This is a genomic window from Streptomyces sp. NPDC051172 (assembly GCF_040682555.1).
GTDB lineage: Bacteria > Actinomycetota > Actinomycetes > Streptomycetales > Streptomycetaceae > Streptomyces.
Genome location: NZ_JBFBBE010000002.1, coordinates 162893 through 182088, shown reverse-complemented (window position 1 = coordinate 182088; position 19196 = coordinate 162893). Strand labels below are relative to the sequence as shown.

The following is a 19196-nucleotide window of genomic DNA, read 5'->3' as shown; positions in this document are numbered from 1 at the left end:
CCGACGCATTCCGGCATACGGCGGCCGGTGCGCACCCCGAGGCGGGGGCGCACCGGCCGCCGCGCGTCCGGCTCACTGCACCGGATACGCCGCCACACTCAGCCGCAGCGTGAACACGGGCGCGCTCTCTGGTCCCCAGGTGATGCTCACTGATCCGGTGCGCGCGGCCCGCACCGTGACTCGGGTGGCTCCCTTGCTGTCCGTGGCGGTCGAGGTCACCAGCGCCAGCATGGGGTTGCTGCTGCGGGGCTGCGGCCAGGCACCCTGTGCCCGGGGGTTGAGGATCACGGTCACTGTCGCACCGGATCGCACGCACAGGGTGTGGACGGAGGGGTCTCCGAGGCCGTGGGTGATGGTGGCGGATCCCGTTACGCATCCTGGGGACGCGGTGGCTGTCGGGTGAGGGCTTGGAACTCGAGTCGACGGCGACGACGGTGGCGTCGCCGACCGCGTCGGGGAGGGCGAGCTGGGGGTGCTCGGCGTGCTGGAGCTGCTCTCCGAGGGCGCGGTCGTGGGTGGAGCGGTGGAAGGACGCGGCGGTGCCGAGTCCGCCTCCGAGTTGCCGCCGCTGCCTCCGCAGGCGGTCAGGAGACAGGAGACGGCGACCAGGACGGCCGCGAGCGAGGGCCAGGATCCTCGGCCGCGTCTGCAGTCCTCCATCATCATGACCACTCCCTTTGCGCCATCGGACGTCACTGCGACGTCAGGGGCCGCCGTTCGGTTCCCGAAGTCCCTGGCAGCTTGGCAGGGCCTCAGCGGATACCGGAGTCGAAGGGGATGACGATGTCGGTGAAGCGGCCGTTGGTGACCCTGACGGTGACCGGCTGGGGGATTGGGGCGACGGCGCCGGTGAGGTTGGCGGGGTGGACGGTGTAGGTGCCTGGCGGCAGCGGGACACGAAATCGGCCGTCGGCATCGCTGGTCGTCTCGGCGACCTTCCGTGCGGGGGCGCCGCTGGTGATGGTCAGCCGGGCGCTCAGGGGCCGGTCGGGGCAGGGGCTGTGCTCCCGGGCCATGGGGCAGCCGCCGTCGACCATCGTGCGGCCTTTGATCCCGGAGTCGGATGCGGTCGGCGATGCGCCTGGGTGAGCGTCCCCGCATCCGGCGGCCGAAAGCGCGGCGGCCAGCGCCAGGACTGCGAGCGCGGCGCGAGCGAGGCTGTTCATACGGGTTGGACTTTCCAGGGTGGTGGGCGGTTCCGGTGACAGGGCGGTTCCGGTGACAGGGCGGGCCCGGTGGCCGGGCGGAGAAGAGCCCCGCCCGGCCCGCCGGCAGACCGCTGGTGCAGTGGTCGACGCACGACCGCACGGCCGGCCACCTCCTGCTGGGCGAGATCGTGGCCACGGCCGGCCTCGTCCTCCTGATCTTCGGGCTGGCCCGCGTCGGCCGCGCCCATTTCGCCCCGGGCCGCGTACTGGTTCACGTCCTCGACGTCGTTCGCGAACCCGGCGGTGACGATCGGCCGTGCCTTCACGGACACGTTCGCCGGCATCGCACCTGGATCGGTCGCCCCCTTCGTAGCGGCCCAGGTGGTCGGTGCCGTACTCGGACTGGTGCTCGTGGCGGTGGTCTTCGGGCGCCCGGCTCCCGCACAGGCCGATACCTTCGCCATGCACGCCGAGCCTGAACTCGCCGCCCCACCCTTCCCTGACCCGCCGCCCAGGAAGACGCCACCATGAGCAGCACTCCCGCCGCCGACCGGCCCTCCGTCCTCTTCGTCTGCGTCCACAACGCCGGCCGTTCCCAGATGGCCGCCGCTTTCCTCACGCACCTCGCCGGCGATGCGGTGGAGGTCCGTTCGGCCGGCTCGGCCCCGGCCGACACGGTCAACCCCGCGGTCGTCGAGGCGATGCGCGAATCAGGCATCGACATCTCCGCCGCGACTCCGAAGATCCTCACCGTCGAGGCGGTCCAGGCGTCGGACGTCGTGATCACCATGGGCTGCGGCGACGCCTGCCCCGTCTTCCCCGGCAAGACCTACCTGGACTGGAAGTTGGACGACCCGGCAGGGCAGGGCGTCGACGCCGTACGCCCCGTCCGCGACGAGATCGAGGACCGCATCCGCGGCCTGCTCGCCGACCTCGATGTGCAGCCCCGCGCGTGACAGTCGCTGCGTGGCGACCGGCGTCGTGAACTGCTGCTTTGCGTAAGCGACTTCGCAGACAACCCCACGTGATAGCGGCACAGGCCACACAAAATGCGTCTCGCCATTTGAGTCTCCCGAGGGTGAGGTTGCCCAAAGTGACACCCAGACGCCCCGGGGATAGCCGCCTGACCTCGACTCAGGGCACACAGAGGGCGCGCCACCCTGAAATTGGTCTAGACAATAAACAAACCCCAGGTCGCTGACCTGGGGTTTCATCGTGGAGCGGGTGACGAGAATCGAACTCGCGCTCTCAGCTTGGGAAGCGACGGCGCTTGGGTGGCGATACTGCGTTTGACCTGGGGATACGTTACCTCCGGTGCGGTTCGGAGGGCTGGCTTCGAACCGTTGCTCACCGTGGTTGTCCGGTCTTATGGGCACGCTTTGGGCACGAGCCCGCACGGGGATGCTGTGCAAAGCCCGGCTGTCGCTGAGTCTGTCCGTCGCCTGTATCACGGCCAGGAGTTGTCGGGCCGCCGGCCCGTCGCGCGGGAGTGCGGGGCCGGCGGCACCGGTCGGCGGTCAGGCTCCGGGGTGCAGTCCGAGCCAGCCGGGGCTCGGGTCGCCCTTGACCTCACCGAAGTAGAGGGCGAAGGTCTGCTTCCAGCGCTCGATCGCCGCGCGGTCGGCCATGAAGCGAGGGAAGCCGTCGAGGTTGCCGTTGGGGTACTCCCAGACGGGCTTCAGCCCGGTCGGCGGGGTGACGTCGGTGCGGACCGACCAGCCGTTGGTGGCGGCCTTCTGCTGCTCGACGGAGAGCCGCCAGTTCAGGTACAGCTTGGCGGCGGTGGGGTTCTTGGCCTGCTTGAGGATCGCGGCCCGCTGTCCCCAGGACATGAACGGCGCCTCCTCGGGCAGCACCCACTTGACCGGCCCGGTGGACAGCGGCGCGCCGGAGCCGCCGATGCCGATGGCCTTCTGTCCGCTGCTGACGGCCGCGCTCGGGGTGTAGCTGCCGCGGGCGAACTGAAGGTCCTGGGTGGCCAGTCGGGCGAGCCAGTCCCAGCCGTACTTCTCCACGTAGAGGGTGTAGAGGTAGAGGACCGCGTCGTCGTCGTGCGGGTAGGAGGAGGCGATCTTCCCCTTCCAGCGGGCGTCGGCCAGGTCGAGCGGACCGCTGGGGATGTCGGAGCCGACCGCGGCGGGACCGTACATGTAGCTGAAGGCACTGACCTGGACGGCGACCCACGCGCCGTGCGGGTCCTTGAAGGGGGCGTAGAGCTTGGAGAAACCGGCCGGCTTGTAGGCGAGCAGGCGGCCCTGCTCCTTCCAGCGCACGAAGTCCTGCACGGTCTGGAGCTGTACGACGTCGGGTATCAGGGTGTCGGTCGCGAACTGGTTGTCGACGCGGACGTCGTGGTACTTGCTGTAGTCGACGACCACGGTCAGGTCGATGCCCGGGAAACGGCTCTTGAAGCCGTTGCGGATTCCGTCCGCCTGGCTGGAGATGTCACCACCGGCGTAGAGCACGAGCTTGCCGCCCTCCGCGAGGGCTGCCTGGTAGAGCTCGTCAAGAGTCCGCTTCTCCTCGCCGCCGCCCGTTGCCACGCGCCCCGCGGGGGCTTGGCCGGTGGCGGCCTGAGCGGGGGTGACGGAGGCAGCGGCGACACCGAGACCGAGAGCGGCGCCCGCTCCGGTGGCGAGCAGGCGGCGTCGGCTGGGAAGGCTGGTCATGGTGGGGGGAGCCTCTCTGTCCGTTCTGTTCTGTTCTGTTCGGTTGTCTGTGTGGTGCGGCTGGACCACGGCGGCGCAGCAGCACGCCGCCCGGGTACGGCACCCGGGCCGTACCCGGGCGCCGTGCTGCTGCTGCGGGGTCAGAACATGGTGTTGTCGTTGGCGCTCTTCTCGGGCACCTCCTGGATCACGTCCCAGTGCTCGACGATCTTCCCGTCGGCGACGCGCCAGAAGTCCGCGACGGCCATGCCCCGGTCTTCGGGCTTGAGGTGCAGGTTGCTGTGGGTGACCACCAAGTCCCCTTCGGCGATCACGCGCTTGATGTCCAGGCGCAGGTCGGGGAACTGCCCGCGCAGCCAGTGCACATAGCCGACGAAGGCTCCCGGGCCGTCCTGCGCCTCGGGGTTGTGCTGGGTGTAGTTCTCGCCGAGGTGCGCGGTGGCGGCCGCCTCGGGCTGGTAGTCGTTGAATGCCTGCTCGTAGAAGGCGGTCACGAGCGCCTTGTTGTCCGCAGCGGACATGTCTGTCTCCTGCCTCGCGGTGGGTGCGGTACGGCTCAGTCGTTCATGGCGTCGCGGACGAGCGCCGTGTCGACGAACTGTTCGAAGCGGACGATGAGTCCGCCGCGTACGACGAAGTGGTGGGCGACGCGGACGTCGATCGGCTTGCCCGTGGCCTTGTTGACGGCGGTGTAGCGGGCGAGGACGACGACGTTCTCGCCGTCGACGACGTAGGTGTCGTCGTGGGCGGCCCAGCCGTCCCACTCCTTGCCGAGTTGCTCCATGACGTTCGAGGTGACGCCCTCGGGGGTGCGGTAGGTGCCGGCCAGCGGGAAGCCGGCCATCTCCGTCCACTCCACGTCGGGGGCGAGGGTGGCGCGCAGGGCGTCCAGGTCGCCGGCGGCCGAGGCCAGGTACTGGCGGCGCACGACGTCGGCGGGCGCGGTGGAGGTGGCGAACTCGCTCATGGTCAGCCCCACTTCATCTCGCCCTTGGCGACCTTCGAGCCGATCTGGGCGGCGATCAGCATGCCGTTGTCGGGGAAGCGCTTGACGAGGGCGTCGTTCAGCGCGGCACCGTCGGTGGCCTTGCCGAGCTCCTCCTCGAAGGCGACCAGGTAGTCACGGGTGGCGCTGATGGCGGAGGTGTCGGCCGCGGTGCCGGGGAGGCGGTGGCCGGGGACGACCAGTTCCGGGTCGAGGGCGGCCATCTCGTCGAGCAGGTCGATCCAGGCGGCGCGGTCGGCGGGGGTGGGGGTGTCGGCGACCCAGACGTGCTCCTGCTGGAAGAGCAGGACGCCGCCGAGCAGGGCTCGGTGCTCGGCCTGCCAGAGGTAGTGGCGGTCGGGCAGGCCGGCCGGGCCGCCCCTTAGCTCGAAGCGGTGGTTCTCCAGGGTGAGGTCGCCGGTCAGCGGCTCCAGGTCGACCAGGCGGGTGGGCAGGTTCGGGCCGAGCGCAGCCCAGGCCTTGAGCTTGCCCTCGTACGAGTGGGCGATGTGCTCGATGACGATCGGGGTGGCCACGAACCTCGCCTCGGGGAAGGCGTCGGCGATCACCTCGGCGCCGAAGTAGAAGTCGGGGTCGCCGTGGCTGATGAAGACGGTGGTGAGGGTCTTGCCGGAGTCGAGGATCTCGGCGACCAGGCGGTGGCCGTCGGCGCGGGTGAAGGCGGCGTCCACCAGCAGCGCCTCGCTCTCGCCGGTGACGAGGGTGGCGGTCTTGTTCTTGCTGCCTGCGGGGAAGTCCAGGTCGAGGACCTTGAAGGAGAGAGTGCTCATGCGTGCTTCCTCGGGTGAAGGGTGATGGTCGGGGAAAACACCTCGCGGCGAGGTGTACGACGTGAACCGGGTCGAGTTGGGCAGCCCATGGCGAGCAGGGGTTCAGCCCTGGGTGCCCTGCTGGTCGATCGGGTGGAGGCTGAGGAGGTGGGGTCGGACGGGTTGGCGCCGTGTACATCGCCGATGGAGAGGCTGAGGCGGGCCTTGCAACGGTCGAGGGCAGCTCCGTCGCTCATGAACTGGCCGAGGCCGAGCGGGTTCATGGTGGCGTGGTCGAAAACTGGGCCTCTTCGTTTGAGGCGGTCCGTTCGGCGGTGGTGGAGGCGGCGGCGTCCGCCGAAGTGGGCGCCGCAGACAGACCGGACGCGCGGACGCCGTCCATGGGAGCGACGACGTTGAAGGCGGCCAGGACGCGCTTTCCCATGGGGCGGACTCCACATCTGTGGGGTGGACACGGCGAAGTATCTGCCGAGGCAGACAATATATCTGCCGTAGAAGATTTTGCAACGGCAGTTTCTTCCGTCCGCGTCCTTCTGGCACCCTTGAGTGGTGAACGAGCAACTGCTGAATGACGACGACGTGACACTCTTCGGTCTCTTCGTGGAGGCATACAGTCTCATCAAGCCTCTGGTGAACCGCGATCTCGATATACCGCACACCTGGTTCGAAGTGCTGCTGCGACTGGGCCGCACCCCCGGCCACCAGCTCCGCATGACGGACCTGGCAGAGGCCGTGTCCTTCAGCTCCGGCGGCTTCACCCGGCTCGCCGACCGCATGGAAAAGGAAGGACTCATACGCCGCGACCCCGATCCTGCCGACCGACGAGCCGCGCTCGCCGTACTGACCGACAAGGGCGGCCAGGCACTCGACCACGCGCTGACCGCCCACGTCTCCCACCTGCGCAACCACGTCGCAGGACCGCTCTCGGTCGAGGACCGCAGCCACCTTGAGCGCATCCTGCGCACGCTCCGAGACGCGAATGCGTAAGTTCCTGTCCTTGATCCAGAATCACCGTCGCGGGCTGCGGACGCCGCCAGAGCCTGCGGCAAGCGGAGTGCCCGGTATGCGGCGGGTCGTGGACGGTGGGGGTGGAGCGGTCGAGGGCGGCTTTGTACCGCTCGGACCGTCGCCGGGTGCGGGCACGCCGCCAGCGACGGGCGTCGCGGAACGGTGTGACGGAAACGCCGTGGCCGAACGCCTCGCGCACACCCTGAACACCCTCTGTTCCGCAGGGTAGTTGGGAACGGCTGACGGGTGCTTCGAGCGCCCCGGCCGCGGAAGAACGCGCGAGGCACCTTGAGGTGACCGGACGTCGACTCAGGTGTGAGCGGCTTGCCCAGGCGTCCTTGAGAGCGCATGCCGTGCGTCCACTGCCAGAAGTCGCCGACAGCCGTCCGGTCCACCGCGGCGGCCCAGGACGCGCAGGTCTGGCGGGCCCGCTGACCGGGTTCGGTGATCCGCTGGCGTTCGACGTCCAGCCGGCGACCGATCTTGGCGGGCACGCTGCGGTAGCTGCTTCCCGGCGCCCTGGGCCCCGCTGGGCCTACGACGGCTGTCACGACCCGGTGCTGTACGCCCGGCTCCTCGCGCTGGTCGAGGGCCGCGTCCAGGCCCAGGCCCAGAGCCTCACCGACACCCCCGACGACGAGGTCACCCGTTTCCTGCGCGGGCGCTGCGCTCCCTTCCGCGCCGTGGCCCGTCGAGGTCACCGACGACGAGCGGAGCACCGTGCTGACCGCCGCGGACGGCGGGGCCCTGTGGCTGCACCGCGCCCTGGACCCCACCGCACCCGACACCCGCCCCGCGACGGCGGCCGGCCAGGTCAGCGGCGCCCGGGAGGCGGCCGACGGCACCCGCGCCCGGGCGGTGTTCGCCACCGTGCACGTCGACGGACCGGCACGGGGCCGACGGGCGATGCCCCGGCCTCTAGAACATGCCGTTGCCGTTGGCCGAGGTCTCCGGGACGTTCTGGATGACGTCCCAGTGCTCGACGATCTTGCCGTTCCGCACCCGGAACAGGTCCAGGATCGCCGTGCCCCGGTCTCCCGGGTAGTTGACGTAGTCGCTGTGGATGGCCACCAGGTCGCCCTCGGCGATGATCCGCTTCGGAGTGACCGTCAGCTGCGGTGCCGAGGCGAAGTAAGCGCCGAGGCCGGCCTTCGCGGCGGGCACGCCGCTCTGCATCTGCGTGTTGTGCTGGAGGTAGCCGGGGTCCCAGTAGCGGTCGAGGGCGGTCAGGTCCTTGTGGACGATGAGCTCGTCGAAGGCCTTGACGACCAGCGCCTCGTTGGCCTTGGTGAGCCGGTGGTCCAGGGGCTGCGAGACCTGCGGTGAACTCAGCGTGGAGAACATGTCGTTGCCGCTGGCCGTGGTGTCCGGCACGTTCTGGATCACGTCCCAGTGCTCGGCGATCTTGCCGCCCTGGAAGCGGAAGATGTCGATGACGGCCGCGCCCTTGGTGCCCGGGACCAGCACCACGTTGGAGTGCAGCATCACGAGGTCGCCCTGGGAGATGACCCGCTTGACGTCGTAGCGGGCGTCGGGGAACTGCTGGTGGATCGAGGTGGCCAGGGCCTTGAGGCCCGCCGCCCCGTCGGCCGCGGTCGGGTTGTGCTGGATGTAGTCCGGCCGTACGTAGCGGTCGACGACCGCGGTGTCACCGTGCTCGAACACTCTCTTGACGACGGTGATGGCGACGGCCTTCTGGTAGCCGAAGCGGGCGAGGTCGCCGTAGTCGCCCTGGCCGTGCGCCGCGTGATCGGCGGCGACCGGGCCCTGCGGGGCCGCCACGGCGGGTACGGCGGCCGAGCCCAGGACCGCGGCGGCGGCGAGGAAGGCGACGACGGCCCTGCGGGCGGGGATGGTGGGGGCAGTAGGGGGCATGGTGCGCTCCAAACGTCTCATGCGTGCGAAACCGGGGGGTAGCTTGAAGTTTCAAACTCTGCATCGGCAGATAATCACCGCGGAGCGGTCCATGTCAACTGTCTTTGCCGCCCCTTGGCGTTCCTTGACCTCCTCGACGCTCTTGCCTGGAGCGCACTCGAAGCCGTGCGCCAGGGGGTCATGCAGTACACGCAGCTCGGACGCACGGGCCTCAAGGCCAGCCGACTGGTCCTCGGCACCATGAACTTCGGCCCGCAGACCAACGAGGCCGACAGTCACGCGATCATGGACGCGGCTTCTGTGACTGGGCGAACGTGTACGGCTGTGGCGAGAACAAGGGCCGTTCCGAATCGATCACCGGCAACTGGTTCGCCAAGGGCGGCGAGTGCGCGACAAGGTCGTCCTCGCCACCACTTGGTGGTACGGCAGGCAGAAGACGTATACGTCCGAGCGGCGCATTACCTCGGCTGAGGTCGCGCCCGTCTGGGCGTCCCAGCCGGAGGCCGGTGCGATGCGGAACGAGACCTTCGACGTGCCGCGTTCCATGTGCCCGCCCGGACAGAAGCGCCGCCAGCACCGCTGCGATCACTGGTCGCTGCCGCGCTACTGCCGCCGACCGCACGCGTCTCTCCACGCCGAGGCCCGGCGATCAGTCGGCGTACGAGGTCGAGGACCGCGAAGTCGAGGGTGCTCATGAGAGGACTCCGGTGGGAGGTGGCAGGTGGTTTCCGGAGAGGGCCGTGAGCCGTCGGCCGTAACCTCGGGCAAGGCGTGCACCGAAAACACGATCGAACAGCCTTGCCGCGCCGCGACAGAACCAAAGCGGTGGCCGACTTCCGGGCAGGATGTGTCCAGGGCGCCTTTCCGGAACGATCTCCAGCTTTTCCCTCGACCTCATGGCCTGCAAGGTGGAACGAGGACACGGCGTGGTGAAACGACGACGGACGTGTCAACCACGGGTCTCAGCGCTCTGCGGATTCCGGAAGGCACCGGGCGTCGTGCCGGTGTGGCGAACGAAGAACTTGCCGAAATTGGTGGACTCCGGGAAGCCGAGACGCCGGGCGATAGCCGCGATCGGCTCGTCCGTGTGCACCAGCAGCCGCTGGGCCTCCAGAGCGACGCGGGCGTCGATCACGTGCTTGACGGGCTGCCCGGTGGCCGTCACACAGGCGCGGGAGAGGGTCCTGACGGTGTAGCCGAGACGCTCGGCGTAGTCGGCGGCGCGGCGGGTGGTGGCGTAGGAGCGTTCCAGCTCGGTGCGGAAGCGGGCGTACACCTCCCCGCCCGCGTGCGGGTCGTCGTGCTCACCGTCGCGGGGAAGCCGGTCGATGTACAGCAGTACGGCGGCGAGGAGGTGCCTGAGGATCTCCGGTGACGCCGACTCGTCGGGACGGTCGTACTCCGCGCGCAACTGGCCGACCAGCGTGGTCAGGGCGGCGTAGTCGGCGCTCGCCCCGAGCTGTCGGCAGGCCGGTCCGTACCAGGTGCTGACCACTCGGTCGGCGCAATTCAGGTGAGGCGGGAAGGAAGGGGTGAACAGCACGTGCACGCCGTTGGTCGTGCCCGGCCGGACGTAGCGCTGGACCTGGCCCGGCCGTACCCAGAGCAGGGTGCCCGGTCGGCACGGATAGGTCACGAAGTCGATCGTGTGCTCCCCGCTGCCCTCCATGATCAGTGAAAGGGTGTGGAAATCGACCCGGTGAACCCCGTGAGGGTCCCTGCGGGCGCGCCGCTGGTGCAGGGTGGCCAGGTCGATGATCTCGAAGCCGGGCACTCGCTGCCGCGGCGGCTTGAAGCCGAGACGCGGGATCAGGTCGGCCTGCGAGCGGTCCACGGCGTTCAGCTCTTCGACCTGCATCACGATCTCCACGCGTCGTCGTCCTACCGCGGCGGATTCGCACCCTATCCAGCCGTCCGCGACCCGCATGACGCTGCACGCCAGGTTCCAGCGTCCTTGCACTCAGCCTGAACAGGATGGGCGAGTCGGCGATGCGACTGTCGCACCGACCGGTTGCGCACGAGGCCTCTCGGCACGTCCGTGCGGGGACCGCCGACCCGGCGAGGTCGACGCCTGTTCGGATCGCACGCCGAGCGAGATCGCGGAGCCGGGCTGGTTCGATTACGGCGATCGTGCGCACGTCTGGACAGCGGACCGCATGGTGTTCGACCTGCTGCATTCCTCTGGCTGCTGCTCTGACGACAGGACTCCCGGTGTCTCAGGTCACTCGTGCCCCTGGTGTGCTTGGCGGAAAGCTCCCGGAGTCACCCCTGTGTGACGGGTGAAGAACTTGCCGAAGTTGGTGGGTTCGGGGAAGCCGAGGCGGCGGGCGATGGTGGCCACCGGTTCGTCGGTGTGGGCGAGCAGACGTCGGGCCTCCAGGGCGACGCGGCCGTCGATGACGTGTTTGACGGGCTGTCCGGTGGCGGCCGTGCAGGAGCGGGTGAGGGTCTTGACGGTGCAGCCGAGGCGGTGGGCGTAGTCGGCGGCGCGGCGGGTGGTGGCGTAGGAGCGTTCCAGCTCGGCGCGGAAGCGGGCGTACACGTCGCCGCCGGCGTGCGGGTCTCCGCCGCCCTCCGGGTTGGGCAGCCGGTCGATCTGCAACAGCGCGGTGGCCAGGAGGAGTTGGAGGATCTCCGCCGAGACGGTCGGCTCCGGGCGGTTGTACTCGGCCCGTAGCCGGCCCAGCAGCGTGGACAGCACGGCGTACGCGGGACGTGCACCCAGCTGCCGGCACGCCGAGCCGTCCCACTCGTTCACCAGCCGGTCGGCGCTGCTGCCGTGCGGGGGAAACGCCGGCCTGAACAGCAGGTGGGTGCCGTTCGTCGTGCCGGGACGGACGAAACGCTGGACTTGGCCCGGCCGGACCTATAACAGGGTTCCGGGGCGGCACGGATAGATGACGAAGTCGATCGCGTGTTCCCCGGTGCCCTCCGTGATCAGCGTGAGGGTGTGGAAGTTCACCCGGTGCACCAGGTCGGGCCGCCGGCCCCGCTGCTGCCGTCGATGGTGCAGGGTGGCGAGATCGATGATCTCGAAGCCCGGGACCCGTTCCTCGGGCGTGTGGAAGTCGAGCCGAAGGATGGCGCCGCCCCCGGAGGAATCGCCGTCACCAGGGCCCGCGGGAAGCATCGCGATCTCCAGATGTCCTCGAATTACCATGCCGCGTCCTGAGCATATCTCGCCTGCCTGTCTTTTCACCGAGAGAGTGGGGGACATCGAGAGGGCGCGAAGCCGCCTCCATCTCAGGGAGCATCCCCATGAACGGCACGGTCACGGTCCTCGACAAGGGCGCGGTGCGCATCCACGGCTACATGTCGCCGGCGGACACCTTCCACACCACCACCACCCAACTGATCGAGACCTCGGCTCGCGTCATCGCGATCGACGCCCAGCTGTTCCCCTGTTCCCCGCCCACACCGACGAGGCCCTCGCCTGTGTCGAGGGCTCGGCAAGCCCGTCCACGGCCGCCTTCGACGGCGACGACCTGCTGATCGTCGACTTCCAGTTCCGGATCGCCGATCCGAAGCTCCCGTTCAACGTGGTGCGGGTCCACGTCTGACCGCGGTCACGCACAGCACGGAAAGGACACCACTCTCATGAAGATCACCATCGTCGGTGCCGGCAACATGGCCCGCGGTATCGCCACCCGCGCCCTGGCCGGCGGCCACACGGTCACCGTCACAGCCAAGGACCCCGGCAACGCCGTACGACTCGTCGACGAGCTGCGCGGGCAGACACACGCCGAGGGCCGGATCGCCGCCGCCGATGAATTCGCCGTGGACACCGCGGACATCGTGGTCCTCGCGGTCCCCTTCGACGCCGCCCAACAGCTCGCCGCCTCCTACGGACCGCGGCTGAGCGGCAAGGTCCTCATCGACATCAGCAACCCCGTCGACGGTTCGCTCGACGCGCTGGTCGTCGGCCCCGGCACCTCCGCCGCCGAGCAGATCGCCGAGGCCGCGGGACCGGACGTACGCGTCGTCAAGGCGTTCAACACCACGTTCGCCGCGACCCTCGTCGCCGGGAAGGTCAACGGGACTGCGCTGGACGTCTTCATAGCCGGCGACGACGAGGCCGCCCGCAAGCAGGTCGCGGACCTCGTCACTTCCGGCGGACTGAACCCGGTCGACGTCGGCGCCCTCAAGCACGCCCGTGAACTCGAAGGCTTCCAGCTGCTGCACATGGCCTTGCAGATCCGTGAGGGCGGCCACGGCTGGGCCAGCACGATCAAGATCGTCGCTCCCTGAGCCGCAGGAGCACAACCCCACCGAACCCCGCTGCCGGCCCGGAACCCCCATGGGCCGGCAGCGGACCGACGGCACCACCCCACCAGGAGAAACACCCCATGCGCGTCCGCACCTCCCTGACCACGCTCGCCGCCACAGCGGCCCTCCTCGTCACCGCCACGAGCGCCACCGCGGCGACCGAGCCCCTCTCGGCGGCGCACATCACCAACCACTTCGAGCTGGCGGCCTCGCAGCAGCCCGAGAACATCACGGTCGACCGCACCGGGGCCGCGTACCTGACCTTCTCCTTCGCCCGGCAGATCGTCCGCGTCACCCCGGGCCACCGCCCGCACGTGCTGGCCACACTGCCCGCCCCGGCCAAGGCGAGCACCCCCAACCTGGGCAAGGCGTTCGTCGGCGGCATCGCCCGCGCCGACGACGGCACCCTGTACGTCACCTACGCCACCGGTACCGCCGACCTCACCGGCGTCTGGGCCGTCCGCCCCGGTGGCCGTCCGCACCGCATCGCCGCCCTGCCCGCCGAGGGACTGCCCAACGGCCTGGCCCTCGACCCGCGCACCGGGAAGCTCTACGTCACGGACTCCGTCCACGGCGTCGTCTACCGGCTGCCCGCATGCGGCGGAAAGGCCACGGTCTGGGCCAAGGGCAAGCAGCTGGAGCCCACCACCTTCGCGGGCGCCAACGGCCTCAAGCTGCACAACGGTGCCGTCTGGGCAACCAACCTCGACCGGGGCACCGTCCTGCGCATCCCCGTCACCGCCCGGGGCACCGCGGGAAAGATCCAGGTCCGCGCCACCGGCATGCCGTCCATCGACGACTTCGCCTTCACCGGCCACGGCGACACCCTCCTCGCCGCCCGTGACGACAACCAGGTCGACCTCGTCCGCCCGAACGGCACCCACACCGCCGTCCTCACCCCGGCCGACGGCCTCCAGACCCCCACGTCCGTCGCGGTCCACCGCGGCACGGCGTACGTCCCCAGCGCCGCCTACCTGACCGGCAAGGACCCGAACCTGCTCATTGCCCGCGTCGACCGCTGACGGCGCGCTTGCCGGCGGATGCACGAAGTCCTCAAAAGGGTCTAGACGACAAACAAACCCCAGGTCACTGACCTGGGGTTTCATCATGGAGCGGGTGACGAGAATCGAACTCGCGCTCTCAGCTCGGGAAGCGACGGCGCTTGCGTGGGCGCTACGTCTCTGTTTCCGCTCTTCAGGGCACGCTGTGGGCACGGAGCTCCGAGGGGACCCTTGGTTTGGCCTGTAGCCCCGGACTGGCATGTGGGGGCGGACATTGCTGAGGTGTGCCGTGATGCGGCGTTGCGGTAGCACATGTCCGGCCGCGAGCGGTCTGATCGTCTCGATCTTCAACGCAGCGCATGGACGTTGTCCGCACCTCATGAGCCAGGACCAACAGGAACCAGGATGGCGGAGCCTCCTTGACCGGACCGCGCCTGCACGAGGCCGGAGTCCCAACGCCGGGCCGACAGGGCGCGCGCCCTGTCGGCCCGCGGCCCGAACGGGACCAGGCGGTTGATCACTGGCACGATTCCTGTCGCCAATCAATTCTCGGCTGCCTGACAATTGAGTCCGAGTGATTTCAAGGGAGGGCTCGGTTCTTCGATGAAAGGCCGACGGGTCGCGTGACGGCTCTGTGACTGGTTACGAGGCGACAACGTCCTCTGCGTCGAGTTTGTGAGATGGACCACGCAAGACTGCCACCGCCTTTGTCGGTGCAGGCCAAGGGGGGTGGGCGCCGCATTCGGCTTGTGGCCGGGCCCCTGCTTGTTCACGCAGGGGAAACCCGCCTCGTAAATCCTGAGCAGCCCAAGTCCTTCACTGCGGCTGACACGAGGCGGCTATGGGCCGACCGTAAGAGATCGGCAAGAATTCCAGGCAATTTTCGATCATGGTACGGGGGAGACGGGGAAAGCATGACCAAGGTGATCGCAGAGTGCGGGAATCTGCCCGCCGCCATCACGAGTTTCGTGGGCAGGCGGCAGGAGACCGCTGAGATCCGCCGCCTTCTGTGCATACGGCGGCTGGTGACGCTCACGGGCATGGGCGGTGTGGGCAAGACGCGGCTGGCGCTGGAGGTGGCCGCCGCGGCCCGGGAGGAGTTCGCGGACGGGGTGTGGCTGGTGGACCTGGCCCCGGTGACCGACCCGTCGGCGGTGGCGGCCACGGCGGCGGGCGCGCTGCGGGTGCCCGACCTCGGGGCGCTGCCCGTCATGGACCAGCTCGCGGGTTATCTGGCCGGGCGGCGCGCGCTGCTGGTGCTGGACAACTGCGAGCACCTGGTCGACGCGTGCGCCGCACTGGCCGGAACCCTTCTGTCGGCTGCTCCCGAGCTGTGCATCCTCGCCACGAGCCGCCACACCCTGGGCGTCACGGGCGAGCACGTCTTCGCCCTCGCGCCGCTCGCGCAGGAGGAGGCGGTGGAACTGCTGCAGGACCGGGCCGCTGCGTTGTGGGAGCGATTCCACGGAGGCGAGGCCGGCCACGCCGAGATCGCGCGTCTGTGCGCCGATCTGGACTGTCTGCCGCTGGCGATCGAGCTGGCCGCCTCCCGGCTGCGCACGCTGACCGTCGGCCAGCTGACGGACCGCCTGGAGAACCGCTTCGCACTGCTCACCGGTGGCAGCCGGACGGCACCGGCCCATCAGCGCACGCTGCGCGGGATGATCGACTGGAGCTACGAGCTGTGCGCCCCGGCGGAGCGGCTGCTGTGGAACCGCCTGACCGTCTTCGCCGGCGGGTTCAGCCTGGAGGCCGCCGAAGGCGTCTGCTGTGGGGAGGGGATCGCCGAGGCCGAGGTGCTGGACCTCCTGGACCGGCTGGTCGCCCAGTCGGTCGTCCTGACCTGCGAGGCGAGTGGCCGACGGCGTTACCGGATGCTGGCGAGCATCCGGGAGTACGGCAGGGAGCGGCTTGCGGATTCCGGCGAGCAGGACGCACTGCGCCGACGCCACCGCGACTTCTACCTCGCCCTCGCCCGCCGCATCGACCGGAACTGGTACGGCCCCGGCCAGGTGGAGAACCTGGCCGGGCTGCGTGTGGAGCACCCCAATCTGCTGGCCGCCCTCGACTACGAGGGTGACCCGCGGTCCCGGCTGGCGCTGGTCGCCGCCCTGCGCTGGCACTGGTGCGCGGGCGGGTTCCTCAGTGAGGGGCGCCGCCAGTTCGAGCGGGTGCTCGCCGCTGCGCCCGAGCCCGGCCCGGAGCGCGCCCGCGGGCTGCTGGTCGCCGTCTGGGTGGCGCAGACGCAGGGCGACCTGGCGACGGCCGACCGCTGGCTGGACGAGGCCGAGGCGCTGGGCGAGCAGTTGGGCGACCAGTGGGTGCGGATCCAGGCGTCGGGCCTGCGCGGGGTGTCCGCGCAGAACCAGGGGCGGCCCAGGGACAGCATCTGCCGGTACGAGGAGGCCCTGGCCGCCATGACAGCGCTGGGTGACGAGTGCGAGGCGGCATCCTGGCGGCTCGCGCTGGCCTTTAGCCAGGCGCATTTCGGTGACCCTCGGGCCGCACAGACCGGTGCGGGGTTCACCGCCGCCGCCCGGGCGAGCGGGGATCGCTGGGGCCGGGCCCTGGTGCTGATGGCCCTGGGCCACGACGCCTGGGCCCGTGGTGACCGCGAGACGACCGAGACCCTGGTCAGGTCCGCGCTGGAAGGCATGCGTGGCTTCAACGACTACGCGATGGTCGGGAGGATGCTGGAACTGCTCGCCTGGGCCACCGCTGCCGGCGGCGCTCACGAGCGGGCCGCCCGGCTGCTCGGTCTGGCGGATGCCCTGTGGCACGACGCCGGGAGCTCGATCTGCGCGTTCGGACCGCAGATGGCCGAGTGGCACGCCCGCTGCGAGCAAGCCGCGATCGCTGCGCTGGGCGAGGCGTCGTACCGGCAGGCGTTCGCCGAAGGCGGCACACACGGCACCCGCGCACAGGCCGTCGACTTCGCCCTCGCCGTCGACACGGATTCCGGTGCCGGGCCCGAATGCGGCAGGGACACCACGCACGACACCGGCACCGCATACGACGGTGGCACCGACGCCGACGGTGAGCTCGGTGCCGAAAGCGATATCGGCACCGAGGGTGATCCCGGCACCGGCGCTGACATCGACGCCGACGGTCACATCGACGTCAGGGAGACTGCGCCGAGCTCTGTGCGCCGCCGACACGCGCCTGCCGCCGCGGACACCGAGCCTGCGTCAACCGACGCGGGACCCCGCGTAGGCGACGTCCTGCTGGTCGACGGCGACCCGACCGCCAGGGAGAGCGCGCGGCGCATCCTGGAGGCGAGCGGCCACCGGGTGCGTGGCGCCGCCGACGGCGTGACGGGGCTCACCCTGTTCCGTCGGCAGACTCCGGACGTGGCCGTGCTCGCGGGTCGGCTGCCCGGCCTGGACGGGATGAGCCTGGCCGGGCGGATCCGCGAGGAGTCCGCGGTGCCCATCATGCTGATCGCGGACGGCGACGATCCGGCGGACGTGGTGACGTGCCTGGAGGCGGGAGCCGACGACTGCCTGGCCAGGCCGGTCGACGGCACGGTTCTGGTCGCCCGCGTCCGCGCCCTGCTGCGCAGAACCGTCCCCGCGGACCAGCCGTCCGACACCCGTGTGGTCCGGTTCGGGGACCTGGTCTACTGCCCCGTGTCACTTGAGGTGCGCAGGGAGGGGGAACCCGTCCACCTGACCACGACCGAGCTGAAGCTGCTGCGGGAGTTCGCCGCTTCGCCCGGCACGGTCCTCACCCGGGACCTGCTCCTGGAGCGGGTGTGGGACTACGCCTGGTCCGGCGACAACCGAGTGGTGGACGTCCATGTGCAGCGGCTGCGCGCCAAGATCGGCCGGGACCGCATCGAGACGGTACGCGGCTTCGGCTACAAGCTCCGCGTGGCCTGAGGGGGCACCTGCCCACGAACGGCGCGAAGGTCGCCCTCGCCGCGGCCGGACCCCCGGCTGCCGGTCGAGCTCGGCGCGAGAGCTGGAGGGCTGGTCGGCGGCGGTGACGCGGTGGGCCAGGCCCGGTTGCCGAGCGCCGGGCCGCCCGGCTGATGGGGAGAACCCCCGAGAGGAGTGCACTCCTACCGCGCCGCTCACCACGCGCGTGCCCTGAGGCATGAGACCTGGGTGGCGAACGAGGTACCCACCACCACGTCGCGACCTGGGCACGGCGGCTGCAGCCGAGCTTGGTCATGATGCCGTCCATGTGGCCGCCGACCGTACGCGGCGACGGCGCCAACTGGGCGCGGCGATCTGCCGGTTGGCCATGCCCTCGGCCACCGGCGCGGCGACCTGCCGTTCCCGTCGGCTCAGCGGACTCGACGCGGTGGTGGCCGGGGCGCCCCACCCGCTGCCGGCTACGGGGCGGTGTCCGGAGCGAGGGCGACCAGCGCGGAGATGACAGGGCCTCGTTGATCCGCTCGGTCAGCTCGATGTCGCGGCGCTGCCGTGTTCCGTCGACAGCTCCGGCGCGGGGTTCGCCTGAAGGGCTGCGACATGTGACGGGACGTCAGTCGGTGCGGGCCAGAGTCCACGTGCCACCACGCACCGCTTCGGCCGCGGCGGGGACGCTTCTGTAACAGCCGTACGTCAATCGCCCGACGACCACCTGTGATGCGGTCGCCGAACCGTTGCCGTACCACCGAGACACACGGCCGGTCTTCTTGGGCTCGGCCGGGGAACACCCGCCCCGGCCGGAATCCGACACCATCCCAAGGAGCCACCATGTCCTCGACCGAGGCATTGGAGACCCCGCGCGAGAAGCGCTCCCTGTCGTCCCGGCTGCGTGCCCACGCCCGCAAGGCCGTGATCCCGGCCATGCTGCTCAGCGTCACCGTCAGCGGACTCGGCCTGTCCACCGCCGCGCACGCCGCCGATGGCCCCCAGTGCCCCCCCACGGCGTCCCAGACCTGCGCCGCCGAGGCGCCGTGGCGCGGGCAGCAGCCGAACGGCGTCTCCAACGAGGACTGGTATGCCGCCATGACCGCGGCCCAGTTCTGGAGCGACCACGCGACCGTCCGCCAGGGCGGCAGCGGCGGGTACCTCGTCACGGGCCAAGGAGGCTGGCCCGGCGACACGGCCGGCCGGGGCTGGTACTCGTACACCACCGGCCCCTGGTACAACCAGACGACGTGGTGGATCTACTACGGCGGCCAGTTCTGGGACCGGGACAACGCGGTCGCGAACCACGAAGAGTACGACTACGGGGTCTCGGCCTGGGACGCCAACGGCGGGGGCGGGCAGTACCGCGAGTACGACGTCAATGCCCACACGACCACCGCCGCCGGCTACCGGGGCCAGATGCGGATCGTCCGCAACACCCGCAACGGCCACGTCTACGCGACGTTCGACCACTACCAGACCTTCCACTACCTCGGCCGCTGGTAGCCGGCGTGCGGCCCCCCGGGGCGGGCCCCCCCGGGGGGGCCCCCCGCGCCCCCCCCCCCCACGCTCACTTCATCGTCAGGGGGG

The 19196-nt window shown here is 70.2% G+C and carries 15 protein-coding genes and 5 pseudogenes; 10 read left to right on the top strand and 10 right to left on the bottom strand.

Features of this window, described 5'->3' with window-relative positions; genetic code table 11:
- Positions 1-72: 72 nt before the first annotated feature.
- Together AB0N07_RS02110 and AB0N07_RS02105 are read right to left on the bottom strand one after the other, a co-directional pair.
- Positions 73-294 carry a hypothetical protein gene (locus AB0N07_RS02110; protein ID WP_365831096.1) on the bottom strand — a complete coding sequence of 74 codons (222 nt, stop codon included), beginning with the start codon at positions 292-294 and terminating at the stop codon, positions 73-75.
- Between the two features lie 458 nt (positions 295-752).
- Complete coding sequence (locus AB0N07_RS02105) at positions 753-1166, bottom strand: carboxypeptidase-like regulatory domain-containing protein (protein WP_365831094.1); 414 nt, start codon at positions 1164-1166, stop codon at positions 753-755.
- 104 nt (positions 1167-1270) lie between these two features.
- Here AB0N07_RS02105 and AB0N07_RS02100 point away from each other — a divergent pair.
- Together AB0N07_RS02100 and AB0N07_RS02095 are read left to right on the top strand one after the other, a co-directional pair.
- Positions 1271-1679, top strand: a pseudogene (locus tag AB0N07_RS02100) (aquaporin family protein); the annotation flags it as partial.
- On the top strand, positions 1676-2104 hold the full coding sequence (locus AB0N07_RS02095) for an arsenate reductase ArsC (RefSeq protein WP_365831092.1): 429 nt from the start codon (positions 1676-1678) through the stop codon (positions 2102-2104). The pseudogene AB0N07_RS02100 and the gene AB0N07_RS02095, both read left to right, overlap by 4 nt.
- A gap of 561 nt (positions 2105-2665) precedes the next feature.
- On the opposite strand, the gene AB0N07_RS02090 is transcribed toward AB0N07_RS02095, so the two are convergent.
- The 5 genes from AB0N07_RS02090 to AB0N07_RS02070 all read right to left on the bottom strand — a co-directional run bounded on the left by AB0N07_RS02090 (position 2666) and on the right by AB0N07_RS02070 (position 6017).
- Positions 2666-3817 (bottom strand): ABC transporter substrate-binding protein, encoded by a 1152-nt coding sequence (locus AB0N07_RS02090; RefSeq protein ID WP_365831090.1) that lies wholly within the window; start codon positions 3815-3817, stop codon positions 2666-2668.
- A 140-nt stretch (positions 3818-3957) separates the two neighbouring features.
- Positions 3958-4338: a nuclear transport factor 2 family protein gene (locus AB0N07_RS02085; RefSeq protein ID WP_365831088.1), complete on the bottom strand. Its 381-nt coding sequence runs from the start codon at positions 4336-4338 to the stop codon at positions 3958-3960.
- Positions 4339-4373: 35 nt separating this feature from the next.
- Positions 4374-4784, bottom strand: coding sequence for a nuclear transport factor 2 family protein (locus AB0N07_RS02080; protein WP_365831086.1), 411 nt, complete (start codon positions 4782-4784; stop codon positions 4374-4376).
- 2 nt (positions 4785-4786) lie between these two features.
- Positions 4787-5593 (bottom strand): MBL fold metallo-hydrolase, encoded by an 807-nt coding sequence (locus AB0N07_RS02075; RefSeq protein WP_365831084.1) that lies wholly within the window; start codon positions 5591-5593, stop codon positions 4787-4789.
- Positions 5594-5852: 259 nt separating this feature from the next.
- Complete coding sequence (locus tag AB0N07_RS02070; RefSeq protein WP_365831082.1) at positions 5853-6017, bottom strand: hypothetical protein; 165 nt, start codon at positions 6015-6017, stop codon at positions 5853-5855.
- A 125-nt stretch (positions 6018-6142) separates the two neighbouring features.
- On the opposite strand from AB0N07_RS02070, the gene AB0N07_RS02065 reads away from it, so the two are divergent.
- Positions 6143-6580 (top strand): MarR family transcriptional regulator, encoded by a 438-nt coding sequence (locus AB0N07_RS02065; protein WP_365831080.1) that lies wholly within the window; start codon positions 6143-6145, stop codon positions 6578-6580.
- Positions 6581-7122: 542 nt separating this feature from the next.
- Positions 7123-7251, top strand: a pseudogene (locus AB0N07_RS02060) (1,4-alpha-glucan branching protein); the annotation flags it as partial.
- Positions 7252-7519: 268 nt separating this feature from the next.
- Here the strand turns inward: AB0N07_RS02060 and AB0N07_RS02055 are convergent.
- Positions 7520-8476, bottom strand: a complete 957-nt coding sequence (locus AB0N07_RS02055) for a nuclear transport factor 2 family protein (RefSeq protein ID WP_365831078.1) — start codon at positions 8474-8476, stop codon at positions 7520-7522.
- A 180-nt stretch (positions 8477-8656) separates the two neighbouring features.
- Between AB0N07_RS02055 and AB0N07_RS02050 the strand changes: the two are divergent.
- Positions 8657-8888, top strand: a pseudogene (locus AB0N07_RS02050) (aldo/keto reductase); the annotation flags it as partial.
- Between the two features lie 537 nt (positions 8889-9425).
- Here the strand turns inward: AB0N07_RS02050 and AB0N07_RS02045 are convergent.
- Together AB0N07_RS02045 and AB0N07_RS02040 are read right to left on the bottom strand one after the other, a co-directional pair.
- Positions 9426-10334 carry a helix-turn-helix transcriptional regulator gene (locus AB0N07_RS02045; protein ID WP_365831180.1) on the bottom strand — a complete coding sequence of 303 codons (909 nt, stop codon included), beginning with the start codon at positions 10332-10334 and terminating at the stop codon, positions 9426-9428.
- A 363-nt stretch (positions 10335-10697) separates the two neighbouring features.
- A pseudogene (locus AB0N07_RS02040) lies at positions 10698-11606 on the bottom strand (AraC family transcriptional regulator).
- Positions 11607-11734: 128 nt separating this feature from the next.
- Here AB0N07_RS02040 and AB0N07_RS02035 point away from each other — a divergent pair.
- The 5 genes and pseudogenes from AB0N07_RS02035 to AB0N07_RS02015 all read left to right on the top strand — a co-directional run.
- Positions 11735-11922, top strand: a pseudogene (locus AB0N07_RS02035) (MBL fold metallo-hydrolase); the annotation flags it as partial.
- 151 nt (positions 11923-12073) lie between these two features.
- Positions 12074-12724: an NAD(P)-binding domain-containing protein gene (locus tag AB0N07_RS02030; protein WP_365831076.1), complete on the top strand. Its 651-nt coding sequence runs from the start codon at positions 12074-12076 to the stop codon at positions 12722-12724.
- A gap of 98 nt (positions 12725-12822) precedes the next feature.
- Positions 12823-13764, top strand: a complete 942-nt coding sequence (locus AB0N07_RS02025) for a hypothetical protein (RefSeq protein ID WP_365831074.1) — start codon at positions 12823-12825, stop codon at positions 13762-13764.
- Between the two features lie 893 nt (positions 13765-14657).
- Positions 14658-17624 (top strand): winged helix-turn-helix domain-containing protein, encoded by a 2967-nt coding sequence (locus AB0N07_RS02020; RefSeq protein ID WP_365831072.1) that lies wholly within the window; start codon positions 14658-14660, stop codon positions 17622-17624.
- Positions 17625-18449: 825 nt separating this feature from the next.
- Positions 18450-19112, top strand: coding sequence for a ribonuclease domain-containing protein (locus AB0N07_RS02015; RefSeq protein ID WP_365831070.1), 663 nt, complete (start codon positions 18450-18452; stop codon positions 19110-19112).
- The last annotated feature ends 84 nt before the right edge of the window (positions 19113-19196 follow it).